Annotated in this window: 14 protein-coding genes; 7 read left to right on the top strand and 7 right to left on the bottom strand. The window is 70.1% G+C overall.

The window, feature by feature from the left end; all coding sequences use genetic code 11:
• The first annotated feature begins 27 nt into the window (after window positions 1–27).
• Both MSPGM_RS16175 and MSPGM_RS16170 read left to right on the top strand, forming a co-directional pair.
• A complete protein-coding gene (locus MSPGM_RS16175) occupies window positions 28–1,023 on the top strand; it encodes a class I SAM-dependent DNA methyltransferase (RefSeq protein ID WP_003603163.1) in 996 nt (331 codons plus the stop codon).
• Window positions 1,024–1,058: 35 nt separating this feature from the next.
• Entirely contained in the window at window positions 1,059–1,817 is a 759-nt protein-coding gene (locus MSPGM_RS16170; RefSeq protein ID WP_003603164.1) for a YoaK family protein, read from the top strand.
• Window positions 1,818–1,830: 13 nt separating this feature from the next.
• Here MSPGM_RS16170 and arfB read toward each other — a convergent pair whose 3' ends face one another.
• Window positions 1,831–2,253: an alternative ribosome rescue aminoacyl-tRNA hydrolase ArfB gene (gene arfB, locus MSPGM_RS16165; RefSeq protein ID WP_012254510.1), complete on the bottom strand. Its 423-nt coding sequence runs from the start codon at window positions 2,251–2,253 to the stop codon at window positions 1,831–1,833.
• A gap of 31 nt (window positions 2,254–2,284) precedes the next feature.
• A complete protein-coding gene (locus tag MSPGM_RS16160) occupies window positions 2,285–2,563 on the bottom strand; it encodes a BolA family protein (RefSeq protein ID WP_003600939.1) in 279 nt (92 codons plus the stop codon).
• 167 nt (window positions 2,564–2,730) lie between these two features.
• On the opposite strand from MSPGM_RS16160, the gene MSPGM_RS16155 reads away from it, so the two are divergent.
• The 4 genes from MSPGM_RS16155 (at window position 2,731) to MSPGM_RS16140 (ending at window position 7,293) form a co-directional block, all read left to right on the top strand.
• A complete protein-coding gene (locus tag MSPGM_RS16155) occupies window positions 2,731–3,438 on the top strand; it encodes a J domain-containing protein (protein WP_003600941.1) in 708 nt (235 codons plus the stop codon).
• A 339-nt stretch (window positions 3,439–3,777) separates the two neighbouring features.
• The gene (gene cobS / locus MSPGM_RS16150) at window positions 3,778–4,761 is read left to right on the top strand and encodes a cobaltochelatase subunit CobS (protein ID WP_003600943.1); all 984 of its coding nucleotides are present in this window, start codon (window positions 3,778–3,780) and stop codon (window positions 4,759–4,761) included.
• A gap of 120 nt (window positions 4,762–4,881) precedes the next feature.
• Window positions 4,882–6,789: a cobaltochelatase subunit CobT gene (gene cobT / locus MSPGM_RS16145; protein ID WP_003600945.1), complete on the top strand. Its 1,908-nt coding sequence runs from the start codon at window positions 4,882–4,884 to the stop codon at window positions 6,787–6,789.
• Between the two features lie 93 nt (window positions 6,790–6,882).
• A complete protein-coding gene (locus MSPGM_RS16140; protein WP_261925709.1) occupies window positions 6,883–7,293 on the top strand; it encodes a DUF4260 domain-containing protein in 411 nt (136 codons plus the stop codon).
• A gap of 23 nt (window positions 7,294–7,316) precedes the next feature.
• Here MSPGM_RS16140 and MSPGM_RS16135 read toward each other — a convergent pair whose 3' ends face one another.
• Together MSPGM_RS16135 and MSPGM_RS16130 are read right to left on the bottom strand one after the other, a co-directional pair.
• Window positions 7,317–7,523 (bottom strand): hypothetical protein, encoded by a 207-nt coding sequence (locus MSPGM_RS16135; protein ID WP_003600949.1) that lies wholly within the window; start codon window positions 7,521–7,523, stop codon window positions 7,317–7,319.
• 95 nt (window positions 7,524–7,618) lie between these two features.
• A complete protein-coding gene (locus MSPGM_RS16130) occupies window positions 7,619–8,542 on the bottom strand; it encodes a transporter substrate-binding domain-containing protein (RefSeq protein WP_003600951.1) in 924 nt (307 codons plus the stop codon).
• A gap of 120 nt (window positions 8,543–8,662) precedes the next feature.
• On the opposite strand from MSPGM_RS16130, the gene MSPGM_RS16125 reads away from it, so the two are divergent.
• Window positions 8,663–10,507, top strand: coding sequence for a glycosyltransferase family 2 protein (locus tag MSPGM_RS16125; protein WP_012753270.1), 1,845 nt, complete (start codon window positions 8,663–8,665; stop codon window positions 10,505–10,507).
• On the opposite strand, the gene MSPGM_RS16120 is transcribed toward MSPGM_RS16125, so the two are convergent.
• From MSPGM_RS16120 to MSPGM_RS16110, 3 genes are all read right to left on the bottom strand, one after another.
• Window positions 10,458–11,060, bottom strand: a complete 603-nt coding sequence (locus MSPGM_RS16120) for an SCO family protein (RefSeq protein ID WP_003600956.1) — start codon at window positions 11,058–11,060, stop codon at window positions 10,458–10,460. The genes MSPGM_RS16125 and MSPGM_RS16120 overlap by 50 nt on opposite strands.
• A gap of 202 nt (window positions 11,061–11,262) precedes the next feature.
• Window positions 11,263–12,720, bottom strand: a complete 1,458-nt coding sequence (cysG, locus tag MSPGM_RS16115) for a siroheme synthase CysG (protein WP_003600958.1) — start codon at window positions 12,718–12,720, stop codon at window positions 11,263–11,265.
• Between the two features lie 115 nt (window positions 12,721–12,835).
• A complete protein-coding gene (locus MSPGM_RS16110) occupies window positions 12,836–15,523 on the bottom strand; it encodes a nitrate reductase (protein WP_003600960.1) in 2,688 nt (895 codons plus the stop codon).
• Between the last annotated feature and the right edge of the window lie 20 nt (window positions 15,524–15,543).

Genomic DNA, 15,543 nt, shown 5'->3' with positions numbered 1-15,543 from the left:
GAGGTTTCCCAAGGCCGCAAACGCACGATGTCCCACCAGCGCTCCTCCGGCGATCTCCTTGCCGACCGCCGCTACGCCTATGCCGAGGCCTGCCTCAGTGAGGACGACCCCGCCGGGGCGGTGGAGATGGCGGAGCAGGCGCTCGAACGCGCGCCCGGCTACGCGCCCGCTTGGTTTCTGCTCGGGCGCGCCCGCGAGATCGTGTTCGGGCAGAGCCGCGACGCGGCCGACCGGCAAGCGGCGCTCGCGGCCTTCGAGCGGGCGCTCGACCTCGATCCGGAGGATGCGCTGGGCAGCCGCCTGCATCTCGCCGCGCTCGGTGGGGGCGATGCGCTCGCGGCGATCACGCCGGCCTATATTCGCGCCCTGTTCGACGGCTACGCCCCGCGCTTCGAACGGCATCTCGTGGACGAACTCGGCTATTGCGGGCCGGCGCTGATGGTCGCGGCCCTCGACGCGCTTCCGCGGCCGGACCCGTCTTGTGCGCCGCAACACTTCCCGAACGGGCTCGATCTCGGCTGCGGCACCGGCCTCATGGGGCGGGCGCTCGCGAGCCGGGTCGGGCGTCTGGCCGGTTGCGACCTCTCCCCTGCCATGCTGGCGCTGGCCGGCCGCACCGGGCTCTACGAGCGCTTGGTCGAAGCCGACCTCGTTACGTTCCTCGCGGCCGAGCCGGCGGCCTCCGCCGACCTCATCGTGGCCGCCGACGTCTTCATCTATCTGGGGGATTTGACGTCGGCCCTGTCGGGAATAGCCCGCGTGCTGCGGCCCGGCGGGCTGGCCGCCTTCACCGTCCAATCGCCGCAACCGGAGGAATCAGGCGTCGTGCTCGGTGCCGACGGGCGCTACGCCCATGCCGACACCTACCTGCGAGAGGCGGTCGAGCAGGCTCGACTGGTCATCGCCGAGATGCGCCCGGCGGCCATTCGGCGCCAAAGGAAGTCTAACGTGCCCGGCCGGATCTTAATCCTACACAAACACTTGATCGAAGCCGGTGCAATGGACGCAACCGGACAGCCGTAATACCGTTGTGCTGCGGAGCAACATCAGAGGAACCGATGGCTGACGAGTCCAACAAGGCCTTTCCGGCAAGTCCAGTGACACGTGTACCAATCGCGCTGATGCTCGCGGGCACCGCAGGTGCCGCCGACTCGATCGGCTTCCTCGAATTCTCCCAGCTCTTCATGTCGTTCATGAGCGGCAACACCACACGGTTCGGCGTGGCCGTCGCCGGCTTCGATTGGGACGGCGCCACCCGGTTCGCCAGTGTGATCGCGCTGTTCTGCTTCGGCGCCTGCATCGGCACGCTGATCGCGGCCTGGTCCGGCCGGTTCCGACTCACGGTCCTGCTGATCATCCAGGCCGTGTTGTTCGCCATCGGCCTGTTCGTCCCGTTCGGCACCACGGCCTTCCCGCTCCACGCCTACCCGATCGTTCTGGCGCTCGGCATCCAGAACGCGACGCTTCAGGACGAGGCGGGCCGTAGCCTCGCCATCACCTACGTCACGGGAACGGTGGTGCGCTTCGGTGCGGGCATCGCCAACCTGATCCTGCACAAGCCGGCCCCGTCCTTCTGGCTGCAGGCGCCGCTCTGGGGGGCGCTCAGCACGGGCGCCGTGATCGGCGGCTTCCTGCACGGCTGGTACGGCGAGCGGGCCTTCCTGTTCCCGGCCGGACTCGCGGCGCTTCTGGCTGTGGTCTCGCTGGTACTGACGGTCCTACTCAAGGACACGCCCTACGTTTCCGGCCTCGCTGCCCCGCAGCCCGATGCGCATCCGGAAGCCAAGCCGACGGCGACCGTTCCCGCCGCGACCTGACGCCCGGCGACCGTCAATCGTCCCCAGGGCCGCCGCGCAGCCGTTTGACGCTGCTGCGGCGGCTCTTTTCGTCGAGGCGCCGCTTCTTCGAGGCCAGTGTCGGCCGGGTGGCGCGGCGCGGCGTCGGCGGCACCGCCGCTTCCGCCACCAGCGCCGCGAGCCGTTCGCGGGCATCGGCCCGGTTGCGCTCCTGCGTGCGGAAGCGCTGGGCGTTGATGACGAGCACGCCCTCCCCCGTCAGCCGCCGGCCGGCGAGCCGCATCAGCCGCACCGCCACCGCATCGGGCAGGCTGCGGGAGCGGCGCACGTCGAAGCGGAGTTGCACCGCCGTGGACAGCTTGTTGACGTTCTGTCCGCCCGGGCCCGAGGCGCGCACGAAGGCCTCCTCGAGTTCGGCCTCGTCGATCTCGATCTGCGGCGTGCACTGGAGCGCCACGGCGGGTTCCCTTCCCTAAAAGCGTTCGGCCTCAACCGGCCTCGCCCGGCGTTCGGGCACGCACCGCCAGGGCGTGCAGCCCGCGCTTGAAGGCCTCGTCGAGAAGCCCGTTGACGATCCGGTGGCGTTCGACCCGGCTCTTCCCTTCGAAGGCCGCCGACACGACATCCAGTCGGAAATGGGTCTCGCCCTCCGGCCGGGCGCCGGAATGGCCGGCATGCAGGTGCGACTCGTCGGTCACATCGAGCGCGGTCGGTGCCAACTCGGCCTCCAGGCGCTCGGCGATCCAGTCCTTCAGGGTCCCGGTCATCATGTCCTCGCTGCGAACGGAAGCGCTACGGCCGTGCATCGGCCGTGTGTCGGAGGCGTTTGCCCGGCGCGGTCCCGGCACAAAAGCGTCAACCCCGGATCGATGCATGCGGCATCAGGCCCAACGGCCTTTTCGTCGGCGCGTCCGCCCCTCATAATCGGCCCGTCATGGATCTCAACTCGCCGCTGTTCGACCGCATCCGTATCAAGCCGACCTGTGACGATCCCAAGCCGGGAGCGAAGGCGGGGGCGAAGGCTGGCGCGCGCGCGAAGGCCGGTGCGGCCACGGCCGAGGCGTCCTGCGAGGCGGAAGGCTGCACCCATCCCGGCCTCTACCGCGCCCCCAAGGGCCGCAGGCAGGAGGGGCAGTACTGGCGCTTCTGCATCGACCACGTGCGCGCCTACAACGCCTCCTACAATTACTTCGACGGCATGAACGATGCCGCGGTCGAAGCCTACCAGAAGGATGCGATCATTGGTCATCGGCCGACATGGTCGATGGGCATGAACGCGGCGGCTGCCACGGCCGAGGGGAAGGCCAAGGGGGCTAAGGGGCCCCAGCCCGAGGCCGAGCGCGACTGGGCCTATGCCGATCCGCTGGGAATCCTGCGGGCGAACGGGGTCGGCGGCGGGGCGGCCGGCCGGCGTCAGGCCGAGCCGGAGCCGCAGCGTCCCCGCCACTCGGCGGCGGTGCGCAAGGCGCTCGACGTGATGGGGCTCGACGAGACGGCCGATACCGCGGCGATCAAGGCGCAGTACAAGACGCTGGTGAAGCGCTTCCACCCGGACGCCAATGGCGGCGACCGCTCCTTCGAGGAGCGCCTGCGCGACATCATCCGCGCCCACGACGTGCTGCGCGCCGCCGGTCTGTGCTGACCCGCGCCGCCCCGGCCGCCACTCGGTCGGGTGCGAAGCCGGGGATGCGAACGGGCAATGCGTCGAATGCCGGTCCGCCCGGCGGCGGGTGGGGCAGCAAATGTCGGCGCGCGCCCTATATTTCTCGGATACCGCTTCTATGTGAAGCCGGCTTCCCCGGATGACTCCTCCGTTTCGCCGCGCCCTCTTTCTGGCTGAGCCCCCTTGGCGATGCCGAGGGGCGGCGATTAAGGAAGACATCCGCCCGCTTCCCTGTGGGCCGCCCGGCAGGTGAGTGACGATTGAAAGCGCGGTCGCGCGGGTTCACGCCCGCTCCCGGCCGCCCCGATGAGGTTCCGTATGCTGTCTGACGAAACGCCCGCTTCCCTGCCCGACCGCCAGGTTTCCGTCCGCGAGGTGTTCGGCATCGACCTCGACCTGAAGGTGCCGGCCTATTCCGAGCCCGAGGAGCACGTGCCGGATCTCGATCCGGACTACATCTTCGACCGGGAGACGACGCTGTCGATCCTGGCGGGCTTTGCGCGGAACCGCCGCGTGATGGTCACCGGCTATCACGGCACCGGCAAGTCGACGCATATCGAGCAGGTCGCGGCACGGCTGAACTGGCCCTGTATCCGGATCAACCTCGACAGCCACGTCTCGCGCATCGACCTCGTCGGCAAGGACGCCATCGTCCTCAAGGACGGCAAGCAGGTCACCGCCTTCCAAGACGGCATCCTGCCCTGGGCCTTGCAGAACAACGTCGCGCTCGTCTTCGACGAGTACGATGCCGGCCGCCCCGACGTAATGTTCGTGATCCAGCGCGTGCTGGAGCTGTCCGGCCGCCTGACCCTGCTCGACCAGAAGCGGGTCATCCGCCCGCATCCGGGCTTCCGCCTGTTCGCCACCGCCAACACGGTCGGCCTCGGCGACACGTCCGGCCTCTATCACGGCACCCAGCAGATCAACCAGGGCCAGATGGACCGCTGGTCGATCGTGACCACGCTGAACTACCTGCCGCACGACCGCGAGGTCGACATCGTGCTCTCGAAGTCGCCGCACTACCAGAGCGAGGGCGGGCGCGACACCGTGAGCCGGATGGTGCGCGTGGCCGACCTGACCCGCAACGCGTTCATGAACGGCGACCTCTCGACCGTGATGAGCCCGCGCACGGTCATCACCTGGGCCGAGAACGCCGACATCTTCCGCGATATCGGCTTCGCCTTCCGGGTGACGTTCCTCAACAAGTGCGACGAGCTGGAACGGCCCCTGGTGGCCGAGTTCTACCAGCGCGCCTTCGGCAAGGAACTGCCCGAGAGCGCGCTCAACGTCGCCTTGAGCTGACCTGACGGTGGCGTCCCCGCCCACGCTCGGCGTGCGGCGGGGACGGCGCCCCTCTCCCCGTGACCGGGGGCGATCCCCCGGCCGGGCCTCCGAACTCGATCCGGTGGCGTCCGCGAAGATATGGCCCTGACCAACCGCCCCAAGACCGGCGACCGCAAGGAGCCCGGCGCCGAGCCGCTGAAGCGCTCGGTGGCCGGCTGCATGCGCGCCATCGCCAAGCGGCCCGACATCGAGGTCACCTATGCCAGCGATCGGCCGGCGCTGATCGGCGACAAGGCGCGCCTGCCGGAGCCCACCCGGCGGATCACCGCCGAGGACGCGGCGATCCTGCGCGGGCATTCCGATTCCATGGCCCTGCGCCTCGGCTGCCATGACACCAGCGTCCATCGCCGCCTCGCCCCCGACAACGCAGCCGCCCGCGCGGTCTACGACGCGGTCGAGCAGGCGCGCGTCGAGGCGATCGGCTCGCGCCGCCTGGAAGGCGTGGCCGCCAACATCACCGCGATGCTGGAGGACCGCTACCACCGCGGCGGCAAGTACGAGAACATCACCGACCGGGCCGACGCGCCCATGGAGGATGCCGTCGCGCTGATGGTGCGCGAGCGCCTCACCGGCCAGAAGCCGCCGCCCGCCGCCGCCCGGATCGTCGAGCTGTGGCGCGAGCATATCGAGGCCCGCGCCGGTAAGAACCTCGACGGATTGCTCGGCTCGCTCGAGAACCAGCGCCACTTCGCCCGCTCCGTGCGCGATCTCCTCTCCTCCCTCGACATGGCCGACGAGACGCCTCTCGATCAGGACGACGAGAGCGACGAGGACGAGAACCAGGCCCAGGACGACGAGCAGCAGCCGAGCGAGGGCGAGGCCGAGGAGCAGAGCCAGGGCGACCGCGCCGAGATCGAGGTGACCGACGAGGCCACCGACGAACTCGACGAGGGCGCCACCGAATCCGCCGATGCCCCCTCCGGCGAACTGCCGGAAGAGGCCGAGGACGCGGAGTCGGAGGAGGCCTCCGAATCCTGGCGCCCGCCGAGCCAGCGCGGCAACGAGCGCACCGGCCCCGACTACAAGGTCTACAACCCGCGCTTCGACGAGACCGTCGAGGCCGAGGATCTGTGCGACGCCGAGGAACTCGCGCGCCTGCGCAGCTATCTCGACAAGCAACTCGCCCACCTTCAGGGCGTCGTCGGCCGCCTCGCCAACCGTCTCCAGCGCCGCCTGCTGGCGCAGCAGAGCCGCGCCTGGGATTTCGATCTCGAAGAGGGCCAGCTCGATCCGGCTCGCCTCGTTCGCGTCGTCACCGATCCGTTCCAGCCGCTCTCCTTCAAGCAGGAGAAGGACACCGACTTCCGCGACACGGTGGTCACGCTGCTGCTCGACAATTCCGGTTCGATGCGCGGGCGCCCGATCACCGTGGCCGCGACCTGCGCCGACATTCTCGCGCGTACGCTGGAACGCTGTGGCGTGAAGGTCGAGATTCTCGGCTTCACCACCCGCGCCTGGAAGGGCGGCCAGTCCCGCGAGGCGTGGCTCGCCGGCGGCAAGCCGCCCGCCCCCGGCCGCCTCAACGACCTGCGCCACATCATCTACAAGAGCGCCGACGCCCCCTGGCGCCGTGCGCGCAAGAACCTCGGGCTGATGATGCGCGAGGGGCTCCTGAAGGAGAACATCGACGGCGAGGCGCTGGATTGGGCTCACAAGCGCCTGCTGGCGCGGCCGGAGCAGCGCCGTATCCTGATGGTGATCTCTGATGGGGCGCCGGTCGACGACTCGACGCTCTCGGTCAATCCCGGCAACTACCTCGAGCGCCACCTGCGCTACATGATCGAGGAGATCGAGACCCGCTCACCGGTCGAATTGCTCGCCATCGGCATCGGCCACGACGTGACGCGCTACTATCGCCGTGCCGTGACGATCATCGATGCCGAGGAACTCGGCGGCGCGATGACGGAAAAGCTCGCCGAACTGTTCGAGGAGAACACGGGCGCGTCGCGCGGCGGCGGGATGAAGCGGGTGGCCGGGCGGCGCTGAACCGGCGGTTCTCCGGAGCGGCAAAGCTCCGGTTGGCAAGCGGTCTTCGTCGTCCTACCGTGTGGAAGCGTTGCCTCCAGCGAGGACCTTCCGATGTCGGGTGATGTGCGTGGCGTGCCGCGCCTGCTCCTCAGGATCGAGGGAGCGGCGCTGCTCGTCTGTGCCCTCGCCGGGTATGCCTGGATGGGCCAATCCTGGTGGCTGTGGGCGGCCCTCATCCTTCTCCCCGATCTCAGCATGATCGGGTATCTGGCCGGTCCTCGAATCGGCGCGGCGAGCTACAACGCGGCTCACACGACCACGGTCCCGCTTCTGCTGCTGGCGGCCTCACTGGTCCTTGGGAGTCCGATGGCGGCCGGGCTGGCTCTCGTCTGGCTGGCACATATCGGGCTCGACCGCGCCGTGGGGTACGGGCTGAAATATTTCGGCGGCTTCAAAGACACCCATCTCGGCTCACTTGGACGGGCGGGAGAGAAGGCGAGCGTGAAACTCAGCCGCGTCTAAGGCGAGCGCTGGCGCGCGGACGGTTATTTCTTGCGATCCGAGCCGTCCGCTTCCATGCGGCTCAGGATCATCCGGCCCTCGAAGCCGTCGAAGCCGCCGCTATAGGTGAACCGGTTGAGCGCGAGCTGCTGTCGTCGCTCCGAGGTCAACTCGCTACCCTGATAGAGACGATGTGAGTTCCCGATATGCCGCCGCCCCTTCGCGGGTGGTGTGCTGTACGGCTTCGGCATTCACGCGCTCCCTTCGGTCCTGCGTTCGAGTTCGATTCGTATCTCAAACTAGACAACGGCACCGCTTCGCGACAGGTGCCACGATCCGGATCGCATCAGAACGGACTGATCGGAAAAAATCGCAGATACAGCTCGGCGTATTTTCCGTCGTCCCATACCCGCTGCAACGCGTCGTCGAGGGCACGGGCCAAGGCCGCGTCCTCGGTGCGGGTGACGAAGCCGATGCCTTCACCGAAATAGCGATTCTCGAGATAATCGCCGCCGGAATAGGTGCAGCAACCCTCCGCCTCCTGGCCGTTCAGCCAGAGCGCGAGGCTCAAACCGTCGGCGAACAGGTACTCGACCTCGCCGCGCTTGAGCGCGCTCTGGGCCGCCGAGAGGTCGGTGAAGGTCTTTCGCGTGGCGTTGGGGAAGAAGGCCTTCAGATAGGCCTCGTGGGCGCTGCCCTCGACAATCCCGACGTTCCGCCCGGCGAGTGCGGTTGCCGAGGGGGCGGGCAGGTTGCGGTCCTTGCGGGCGATGAAGCGGGCCGGCCAGCGGAAATAGGGCCGCGTCGCCAGGAACCGCGCGCGCAGGCCCGGCGTCAGGGGCACGGCGGCGGCCACCACGTCACCCTGCTTGTCGGCCAGCGCATCGAGCAACGTGTCGAAGCGGCGCGCCTGCACGGTGCACGTCACCGTCAGCCGCTCGCAGACCGCGCGGGCGAGTTCTACAGCGAAGCCGGTCGGCACACCGTCGGGGCCTGCGAAATGCAGCGGCGGAAACTCGTCGTCGGTCATGAACCGAACCGCCCGCCCCGTCTGAGGCGCCTCGACCCGCTCGCCGCGAGCACGGGGATTCCAGAAATTCGGAATGCTGACCGACGGGGCCGTCGGGTCGGACGGCTGTTGTGCCTGTGCAACATTGGTTAATAAAACGATAAAGGTTGCCGCCAATATCCGCCGCATCCTGTGGTAGCGGATTGACCCTTCGGTTGTCGGAGTGGAGCAATGCACGTCCATGGAGAGGTCCTGGCCCATGCCCCTCCCTAGCACGGCGCGGGCCCGCGGGAAGCCGTTGCCCTGTCCGACCTCGACCGCCGTCGGAGCAGCCGCGCCGCTCCGCTCCCGCCGGAAATCGGCTTCCTCGCCACCGAGGGCGTGTCCCTCGAGACGCTGAGCCGGGCCGCGATCATCGCCCGTCGCTGCGGCACCGATGCCGCCACGGCCCTCCTCAACGAGGGGCTTCTCTCCGAGGAGGCGTTCTACCGCGCGCTCGCCCGCCGGCTCGGAGCGCCATTTCTCGTCGGGCCTCTCGCGATCTGCGAGGGCGTTCCGTATGCGCGCTGTCTCATGTCAGGCGCCGCGCCGCTCGCGGGCTGCGAGGGGGGCGAAACTCTCGTCGCGGCACCGCGCGGCGCCGCGGTGGCGCGATTGATCGCGGCGGCGGACCGGCTGGCGGAGCCTCCGGCCATCACGACCCCGACGGTCCTGAAGCAGGCCCTGTTCGCCCGGTACGGCGCCGCCATTGCCGAGGACGCGTCCGAGACCCTGGGGCGTCTTCGTCCCGAGTGGTCCTGCCGGCCCGGTCCGCTGGCGGTTGACCTTGCCTTGGCCGGCGGCGTGCTCGCCCTCGTCGTCCTGCTCGCCCGCCTCCCGACGGCGGCGGGCTTCGTTCTGCTGCTGCTGGTGCAGGGTTTGATGCTGGCCCTGCTGACCTTCCGCCTCGCTGCGGCGGCGATCGGGGCGGCCGAGATCGTGCGCGCGGATGCATCCGAGCCGAGACCGGTTCTGCTGACGGACGACGCGCTCCCGACCTACACGATTCTCGTCGCCCTCTACCGGGAGGCGCCGGTGGTGCCGCGTCTTCTGGGAGCCTTGCGCCGGCTCGACTATCCGGCGGCCAAGCTCGACATCAAGTTCCTGCTGGAGGCCGACGACGACGAGACCGCTGCGGCTTTCCGCGCGACACCGCTCCCGGCCCGCTTCGAGATCGTCACCGTGCCGGAGGGGATGCCGCGCACCAAGCCGCGGGCGCTGAACGTAGCTCTGCCGATCGCCCGCGGCGAGCACCTCGTGGTCTACGACGCGGAGGATGTGATCTCGCCCGAACAGCTTCGCCTCGCCGCGACGGTGTTCGCTCGCGCGCCGGCCTCGACCGCCTGCCTCCAGGGTCGCCTCGTGATCGACAAGCAGGGCGATGGCTGGCTGCCGCCCCTGTTCGCCATCGAGTACGCGGCTCTGTTCGACGTGCTCGGCCCGGCCCTGGCCGCGTGGCGGATGCCAACGCCGCTCGGCGGCACCTCGACGCATTTCCGCACCCGCATCCTGCGCAAGCTCCACGGATGGGATGCCTGGAACGTCACCGAGGATGCCGATCTCGGCCTGCGCATGGCGCTCGCGGGCTACCATGTCGGCGACCTGCCGAGCGCGACCTTCGAGGAGGCGCTCGCCCACCCTCGCAAGTGGCTGCGCCAGCGCACCCGCTGGATGAAGGGCTTTCTGCAGACGAGCTTCACCCATGGGCGGCGCCCGCTCGACCTCTACCGCCGCCTCGGCGCGGCGGAGAGCCTGTGCGTGCTGGCGCTCCTGCCCGGCACGGTGGTCTCGGCCCTGTTCTATCCGTTCATGCTGCTCGGCGGCCTCGCCGACCTGATCATCCCGGCCGAGGACGGCGACAGCCTCGCCATCGTCAAGCGGGCGGCCTCCACGACGGTATTCCTCGGCGGGCTGGCGGCGATGTGCCTGCCCGGCCTCGTCGGCTGCCTCCGGCGCGGCTGGTTCGATCTGGTGCCGCTCGTGCTGCTGCTGCCGGCCTACTTCCTTCTCGGCAGTCTCGCGGCGTGGCTCGCCGTGTTCGAGCTGGCGCGGCACCCGCACCGCTGGAACAAGACCGAGCACGGGCTGGCCCGCACCTCCCGCACGGGAGCGCTCGCGCGGCGCCCCTCGGCGGCGATCAGATCCGCTTCGACAGCTCCGCCGCCGTCTCCGCTGCCGGCCGGTTGAGGTTGACCGCGCCGACGAAGCCGTTGCGGGCGTCCATCAGATAGACGAGCGCGGTGTGCTCCATCGTGTAGTCGCCGCTCGAACCCGGCACCTTCTTGGCGTAGGCGCGGAAGGTCTTGAGGGTCGCCGCCACCTGCTCCGGGCTGCCGGTGAGGCCGACGATGCGCGAGTCGAAGCTCGACAGATAGGTCTTCAGCGAAGCGGGCGTGTCGCGCTCAGGATCGACGCTGACGAAGGCGACCTTCAGCCTATCCGCCTTGGGGCCGAGCGCCGCGAGTACGTCGCTGATCTGCTGGAGCGTGGTCGGGCAGACATCGGGGCAATGGGTGAAGCCGAAGAACATCAGGTAGGGCTTGCCGGCAAAATCGCGCTCGCTGACCGTCGCACCGTCCTGGTTCACCAGGGTGAAGGGACCGCCGATGCCGCTCGGGCCGCTCTGCGGATGCTGCGGCACCAGCGTCATCACCAGCGCGACGGAGATCGCCACGAGCCCGGCCACGAAGGCGGCAAGCGGCAGGAGAACGCTGCGGGACGGACGCATGGGGGAACGCATGGGAGCCCTCGAAGGCGTGTCTGTGGCGGCGACCCGACGGGCGCGGCGGCCGCATGAAAAGGGCCCGGCACAGGGCATCGCCGAAAGGGGAAGCGGCGGTCCGAGCGTGCCGGGCAACGTCCCTCACATCACAGAGCCGGGGCGCGCCGCAAGCCCGCGCGACGCCGCAAGGCTTGGCGTCGCACGAGCCTTCGCAGCAGGTTCAGGAGGCTTCCGCGCGGATCTCGACGTCCTGGTGCGCGCCGCGGGCGTTGTGCAGACGCAGGGCCTCGCCGACCATCAGCAGCGCCGGCCCTTCGAGCCCCGAGGCCTCGACCCGCTCCGCGAGGTCGGCGGCGGTGCCGGCCACCGTCGCCTGCTTGGCCCGGGTCGCATTGAACACGACGAGGGCCGGCGTCTCGGGCGCCAGCCCCTCGGCGACCGCCCGCTCCAGCAGGACGCGCAGCGTGCGCTTGGGCATGTAGACCACGGTGGTGACGCTGCGGTCGGCGAGCGCGCTCCAGTTCAGATCCTCCGGCAGCGCGCCGCGGCGGTCGTGGCCGGTGACGAATTGCAGGCGCCGGGCCGCGTCGCGATGGGTCAGGGATACGCCGAGCGCGGCTGCCGCACCCTGCGCCGCGCTGACGCCGGGGACGATGGTGCAGGGAATGCCCGCGGCCTCGCACGCCTCGATCTCCTCACCGGCCCGGCCGAAGACGAGCGGATCGCCGGATTTCAGGCGCACCACCTGCTTCCCGGACTTCGCCAGCGAAACCATCAGCGCGTTGATGTCGTCCTGGCGGCAGGACGGGCCGTGGCCGGTCTTGCCGACCAGCATGGTCCGGGCCTCGCGGCGGGCATAATCGAGGATCTCGGGGGCGACGAGGTCGTCGTAGAGGATCACGTCGGCGTTGCGCAGCGCCCGCAGCGCCTTGAGGGTGAGCAGTTCGGCATCACCCGGTCCGGCCCCGACCAGGGTCACCGCGCCGCCGAGGGGCAGCGCCTCGGCCTGACCCATCAGGTCGGCGAGGTCGGCTTCCGTCGGGGTGCGGTCCGGCTCGGCGAAGGCGCGGTCGGTGAAGCGCTCCCAGAAGCCGCGCCGCTCGGAGAAGCCGTGGAAGCGGGCCGAGACCGCCTCGCGCCAGTCGCGGGCGGCCGCGACCCAGTGCTTGAAGCCGCGCGGCAGCATCGCCTCGATGCGCGCCCGCACCGTCTGCCCGAAGACCGGGGCTGCGCCCTCGGTCGAGATGCCGACGACGAGCGGCGAGCGGTTGACGATGGCGCCGAACTTCACGTCGCACAGATGCGGCCGGTCGACCGCGTTGACGATGGCGCCGGCCGCGCGCGCCGCCGCGACGAAGGCGACGCAATCCTCCTCGTCCTCCATGGCGCCGATGGCGAAGGCCGCGCCCTGCAAGTCGGCGGGGGTCCAGCGGCGCTCGTGCAGCGTCACCGAGCCGGCGGCGATCTCGGCCGGCACGCCGCGCAACTCCTCGCTCGGCTCCTCGGCATAGACATCGACCCGGGCGCCGGCGGCGGCGAGCAGCTTCACCTTCCAGGGTGCGCCGCCGTTGGAGCCGGCGAGCACCGCCCGCTTGTCCTGGAGCGGCACGAACACGGGCAGCACCGCCAGCGGCTCGAGGCCGGCGCGGGTTTCGCGGGGTTGGCGGGGCGTGCTCATGGTCTTTGTGTACGACTCGACTCGAGGTTCCGGTCCGCCTCGCTCATCCGAAGAGGCTACTTTGCAGCACGTCAGGATGAGGGCGAGAGTGGGACCGGGAACCTGAAAACTGCGCCTATGCGGCGCTGCGCGCAAGCGCCGGCGACAGCAGCTTGCGGATCTCGGGGATGCATGAGCCGCAATTCGTTCCCGCCTTGCAGGCCGCGCCCACCGCCTCGACCGAGCCGGCCCCGGCGGCAATGGTTGCGGTGATGACGTCGAGACCGACGCCGTGGCAGGCGCAGACCACCGGCCCGGTCGAGGCCGTCGCCGCCCGGCCCGAGAGCAGGGTGCGCCGGTCGATCGCCTCGATGTCGGGGGCGGCAAACACCCCCTTGGCGAGTTCCCAATCCGGCCGCCGATCCCCCGGCGCCACACTGAGCGCAGCCACGAGGTGATCGTCGCGCGTGACGACGCAGCGGTAGAGTCCGCGGGCATGATCGACGTACTCGGCCAGTTCGTGGCCGGGGAACATCCCGCGCACGGACAAAGCCATTTCCCGCGAGCCCTCCTGGGTCGCGAAGATCAGGCCCGAGCCGCCGGAGACGGTCGCCCGTGCCCACCACCAGCCGGCGGGGGCTGCCTGGGCGTCCCGCGTCAGCAGGTAGCCGCGGGAGCGGTAGGCCACGGCCTCGACGGAAGCCGGCGTCGCCTTCAGTTCGGGCTGGCCGGAGACCGGATCGGGGATGCCGCGGGCCAGCGCCGCCGCGCGCCCGTCCGAGGCGGTCATGTCGCTCCAGTGCATCGGCACGAAGATCGAGCCCGGCAGAACGGCGTCCGTCACCGTGACTTCGAGGATCGCGCTGCCGAGATCGGTCGCGACGCGGGCGAAGCCCCCGTCGCTCAGGCGGTAGCGGGCCGCGTCGTCGGGATGGATCTCGACGAAGGGCACGGCGCGGTGGGCCGAGAGGCGCTGGCTTTTGCCCGTGCGGGTCATGGTGTGCCAGTGGTCGCGGATGCGGCCGGTGTTGAGCACGAGCGGGCGCTCGGCGGTCACGGGCTGTGCCAGGGCCGGCGGCTGCACCGCGACGAAGCGGGCGCGTTGATCGAAGGTGTAGAAGCGCCCGTCGGCGAAGAGCCGGGCGCGGCCCTTCTTCGCATCCGGCCCGCGCTTCGGCACCGGCCACTGCATCGGCAGATGCACATCGTAGGCGCGCCGGTCGATCTCGGCGAGGCCGCCGAGATCGAAGTCGCGGGTGCCGTCGTTCTCGAAGGCCGAGAGCGCGGCGTGCTCGCGGAAGATCTCGACAGCGGAGTTATAGGCGAAGTCCTCGCCGTGGCCGAGGCGGCGGGCGACGTCGCAGAGGATCGCCCAATCGGCCCGCGCCTGCCCCGGCGCCTTCAGGAAGGCACGCTGGCGCGAGATGCGCCGCTCGGAATTCGTCACCGTGCCGTCCTTCTCGCCCCAGGCGAGCGCCGGCAGCAACACCGTCTTCTGACCCGTCGCGCGGGCGCTGTCGCTGGTCGCGACGGCTTCCGAGACGACGTAGAGATCGAGCCCCTTGATCGCCTCGCGGATGCGGTCGGCCCGCGGCATCGAGACGAGCGGGTTGGTGCCGATCACCCACAGCGCCTTGATCTTCCCGCGCTCGATCGCCTCGAACAGGGCGACCGCCTTCATCCCCTCGCCGGTGATGATGTTGGGCGCTTTCCAGAAGCGGCGGACCCGGTCCACCTCCTCGGGGGCGAAGTGCATGTGGGCGGCGAGCATGTTGGCCAAGCCGCCGACTTCGCGCCCGCCCATGGCGTTGGGCTGGCCGGTGAGCGAGAGCGGGCCCATGCCGGGCTGGCCGATCCGCCCGGTGGCGAGATGGCAGTTGATGATGGCGTTGCCCTTGTCGGTGCCCTGCGCCGACTGGTTCGCGCCCTGGCTGAAGGCGGTGACGACGCGCTTCGTCCGGGCGAACAGCTCGAAGAAGGCCTGCACGTCGGCCTCGGCCAGCCCCGTGGCGCGGGCGGTGGCGGCGGCGTCCGGCGCGATCTGCCGGGCGCGCTCCAGGGCGCCCTCGAATCCGGCGGTGTGCTCCTCGATGAAGCGTCCGTCGAGCTTGGCCTGACCGGCGAGATAGGCGAGCAGGCCGGAGAACAGCGCGGAATCGGTGCCGGGCTGGAGGCCGAGATGCAGGTCGGCCTCCTCGCCGGTCTGCGTGCGCCGGGGATCGACGGTGACGATCTTGGTGCCGCGCTTGGCCCGCGCATCGACCATGCGGCGGAACAGGATCGGGTGGCACCACGCGGCGTTGGAGCCGACGAGCACGATCAGATCGGCCTCGTCGAGATCCTCGTAGCAGCCGGGCACCGTGTCGGAGCCGAAGGCGCGGCGGTGGGCGGCGACCGCCGAGGACATGCACAGCCGCGAATTGGTGTCGACATGCGGCGTGCCGAGGAAGCCCTTCGCCAGCTTGTTGGCAACGTAATAGTCCTCCGTCAGGATCTGGCCCGAGAGGTAGAAGGCAATCGCATCCGGCCCGTGCTGCTCGGCGATCCGCCGGAGGCCGCCGGCCACGGTGCCGAGTGCGCCCTCCCAGCTCACGGTCTGGCCATCGACGGTCGGGGCGAGCAGCCGGTCGCCGAGATCGACCGTCTCGCCGAGCGCCGAGCCCTTGGAGCAGAGGCGGCCGAAATTCGCCGGATGCTCGGGATCGCCCGCGATCGCCACGCCCCCCTGCCCGTCCGGAGTCGCGAGCACGCCGCAGCCGACGCCGCAATAGGGGCAGGTCGTCTTCACCGCAGGCGCGGCGAGATCGGGGGCGGGCTGAGACATCGCGAATCCTCGGCGGATTT

This window comes from Methylorubrum sp. GM97, assembly GCF_024347855.1.
GTDB classification, from domain to species: Bacteria; Pseudomonadota; Alphaproteobacteria; order Rhizobiales; family Beijerinckiaceae; genus Methylobacterium; species Methylobacterium extorquens.
Note: the sequence above shows the minus strand (reverse complement) of the source record. Positions and strands in the feature narration are given on the sequence as shown.

Bases quoted from the DNA above. Each gene is read 5' to 3' on its own strand.
- MSPGM_RS16175 (WP_003603163.1), top strand. From the start codon at position 28: ATGTCCCACCAGCGCTCCTCCGGCGATCTCCTTGCCGACCGCCGCTAC.
- MSPGM_RS16170 (WP_003603164.1), top strand. From the start codon at position 1,059: ATGGCTGACGAGTCCAACAAGGCCTTTCCGGCAAGTCCAGTGACACGT.
- MSPGM_RS16160 (WP_003600939.1), bottom strand. From the start codon at position 2,563: ATGACCGGGACCCTGAAGGACTGGATCGCCGAGCGCCTGGAGGCCGAG.
- MSPGM_RS16155 (WP_003600941.1), top strand. From the start codon at position 2,731: ATGGATCTCAACTCGCCGCTGTTCGACCGCATCCGTATCAAGCCGACC.
- cobS (WP_003600943.1), top strand. From the start codon at position 3,778: ATGCTGTCTGACGAAACGCCCGCTTCCCTGCCCGACCGCCAGGTTTCC.
- cobT (WP_003600945.1), top strand. From the start codon at position 4,882: ATGGCCCTGACCAACCGCCCCAAGACCGGCGACCGCAAGGAGCCCGGC.
- MSPGM_RS16140 (WP_261925709.1), top strand. From the start codon at position 6,883: ATGTCGGGTGATGTGCGTGGCGTGCCGCGCCTGCTCCTCAGGATCGAG.
- MSPGM_RS16135 (WP_003600949.1), bottom strand. From the start codon at position 7,523: ATGCCGAAGCCGTACAGCACACCACCCGCGAAGGGGCGGCGGCATATC.
- MSPGM_RS16130 (WP_003600951.1), bottom strand. From the start codon at position 8,542: ATGGGCCAGGACCTCTCCATGGACGTGCATTGCTCCACTCCGACAACC.
- MSPGM_RS16120 (WP_003600956.1), bottom strand. From the start codon at position 11,060: ATGCGTTCCCCCATGCGTCCGTCCCGCAGCGTTCTCCTGCCGCTTGCC.
- cysG (WP_003600958.1), bottom strand. From the start codon at position 12,720: ATGAGCACGCCCCGCCAACCCCGCGAAACCCGCGCCGGCCTCGAGCCG.
- MSPGM_RS16110 (WP_003600960.1), bottom strand. From the start codon at position 15,523: ATGTCTCAGCCCGCCCCCGATCTCGCCGCGCCTGCGGTGAAGACGACC.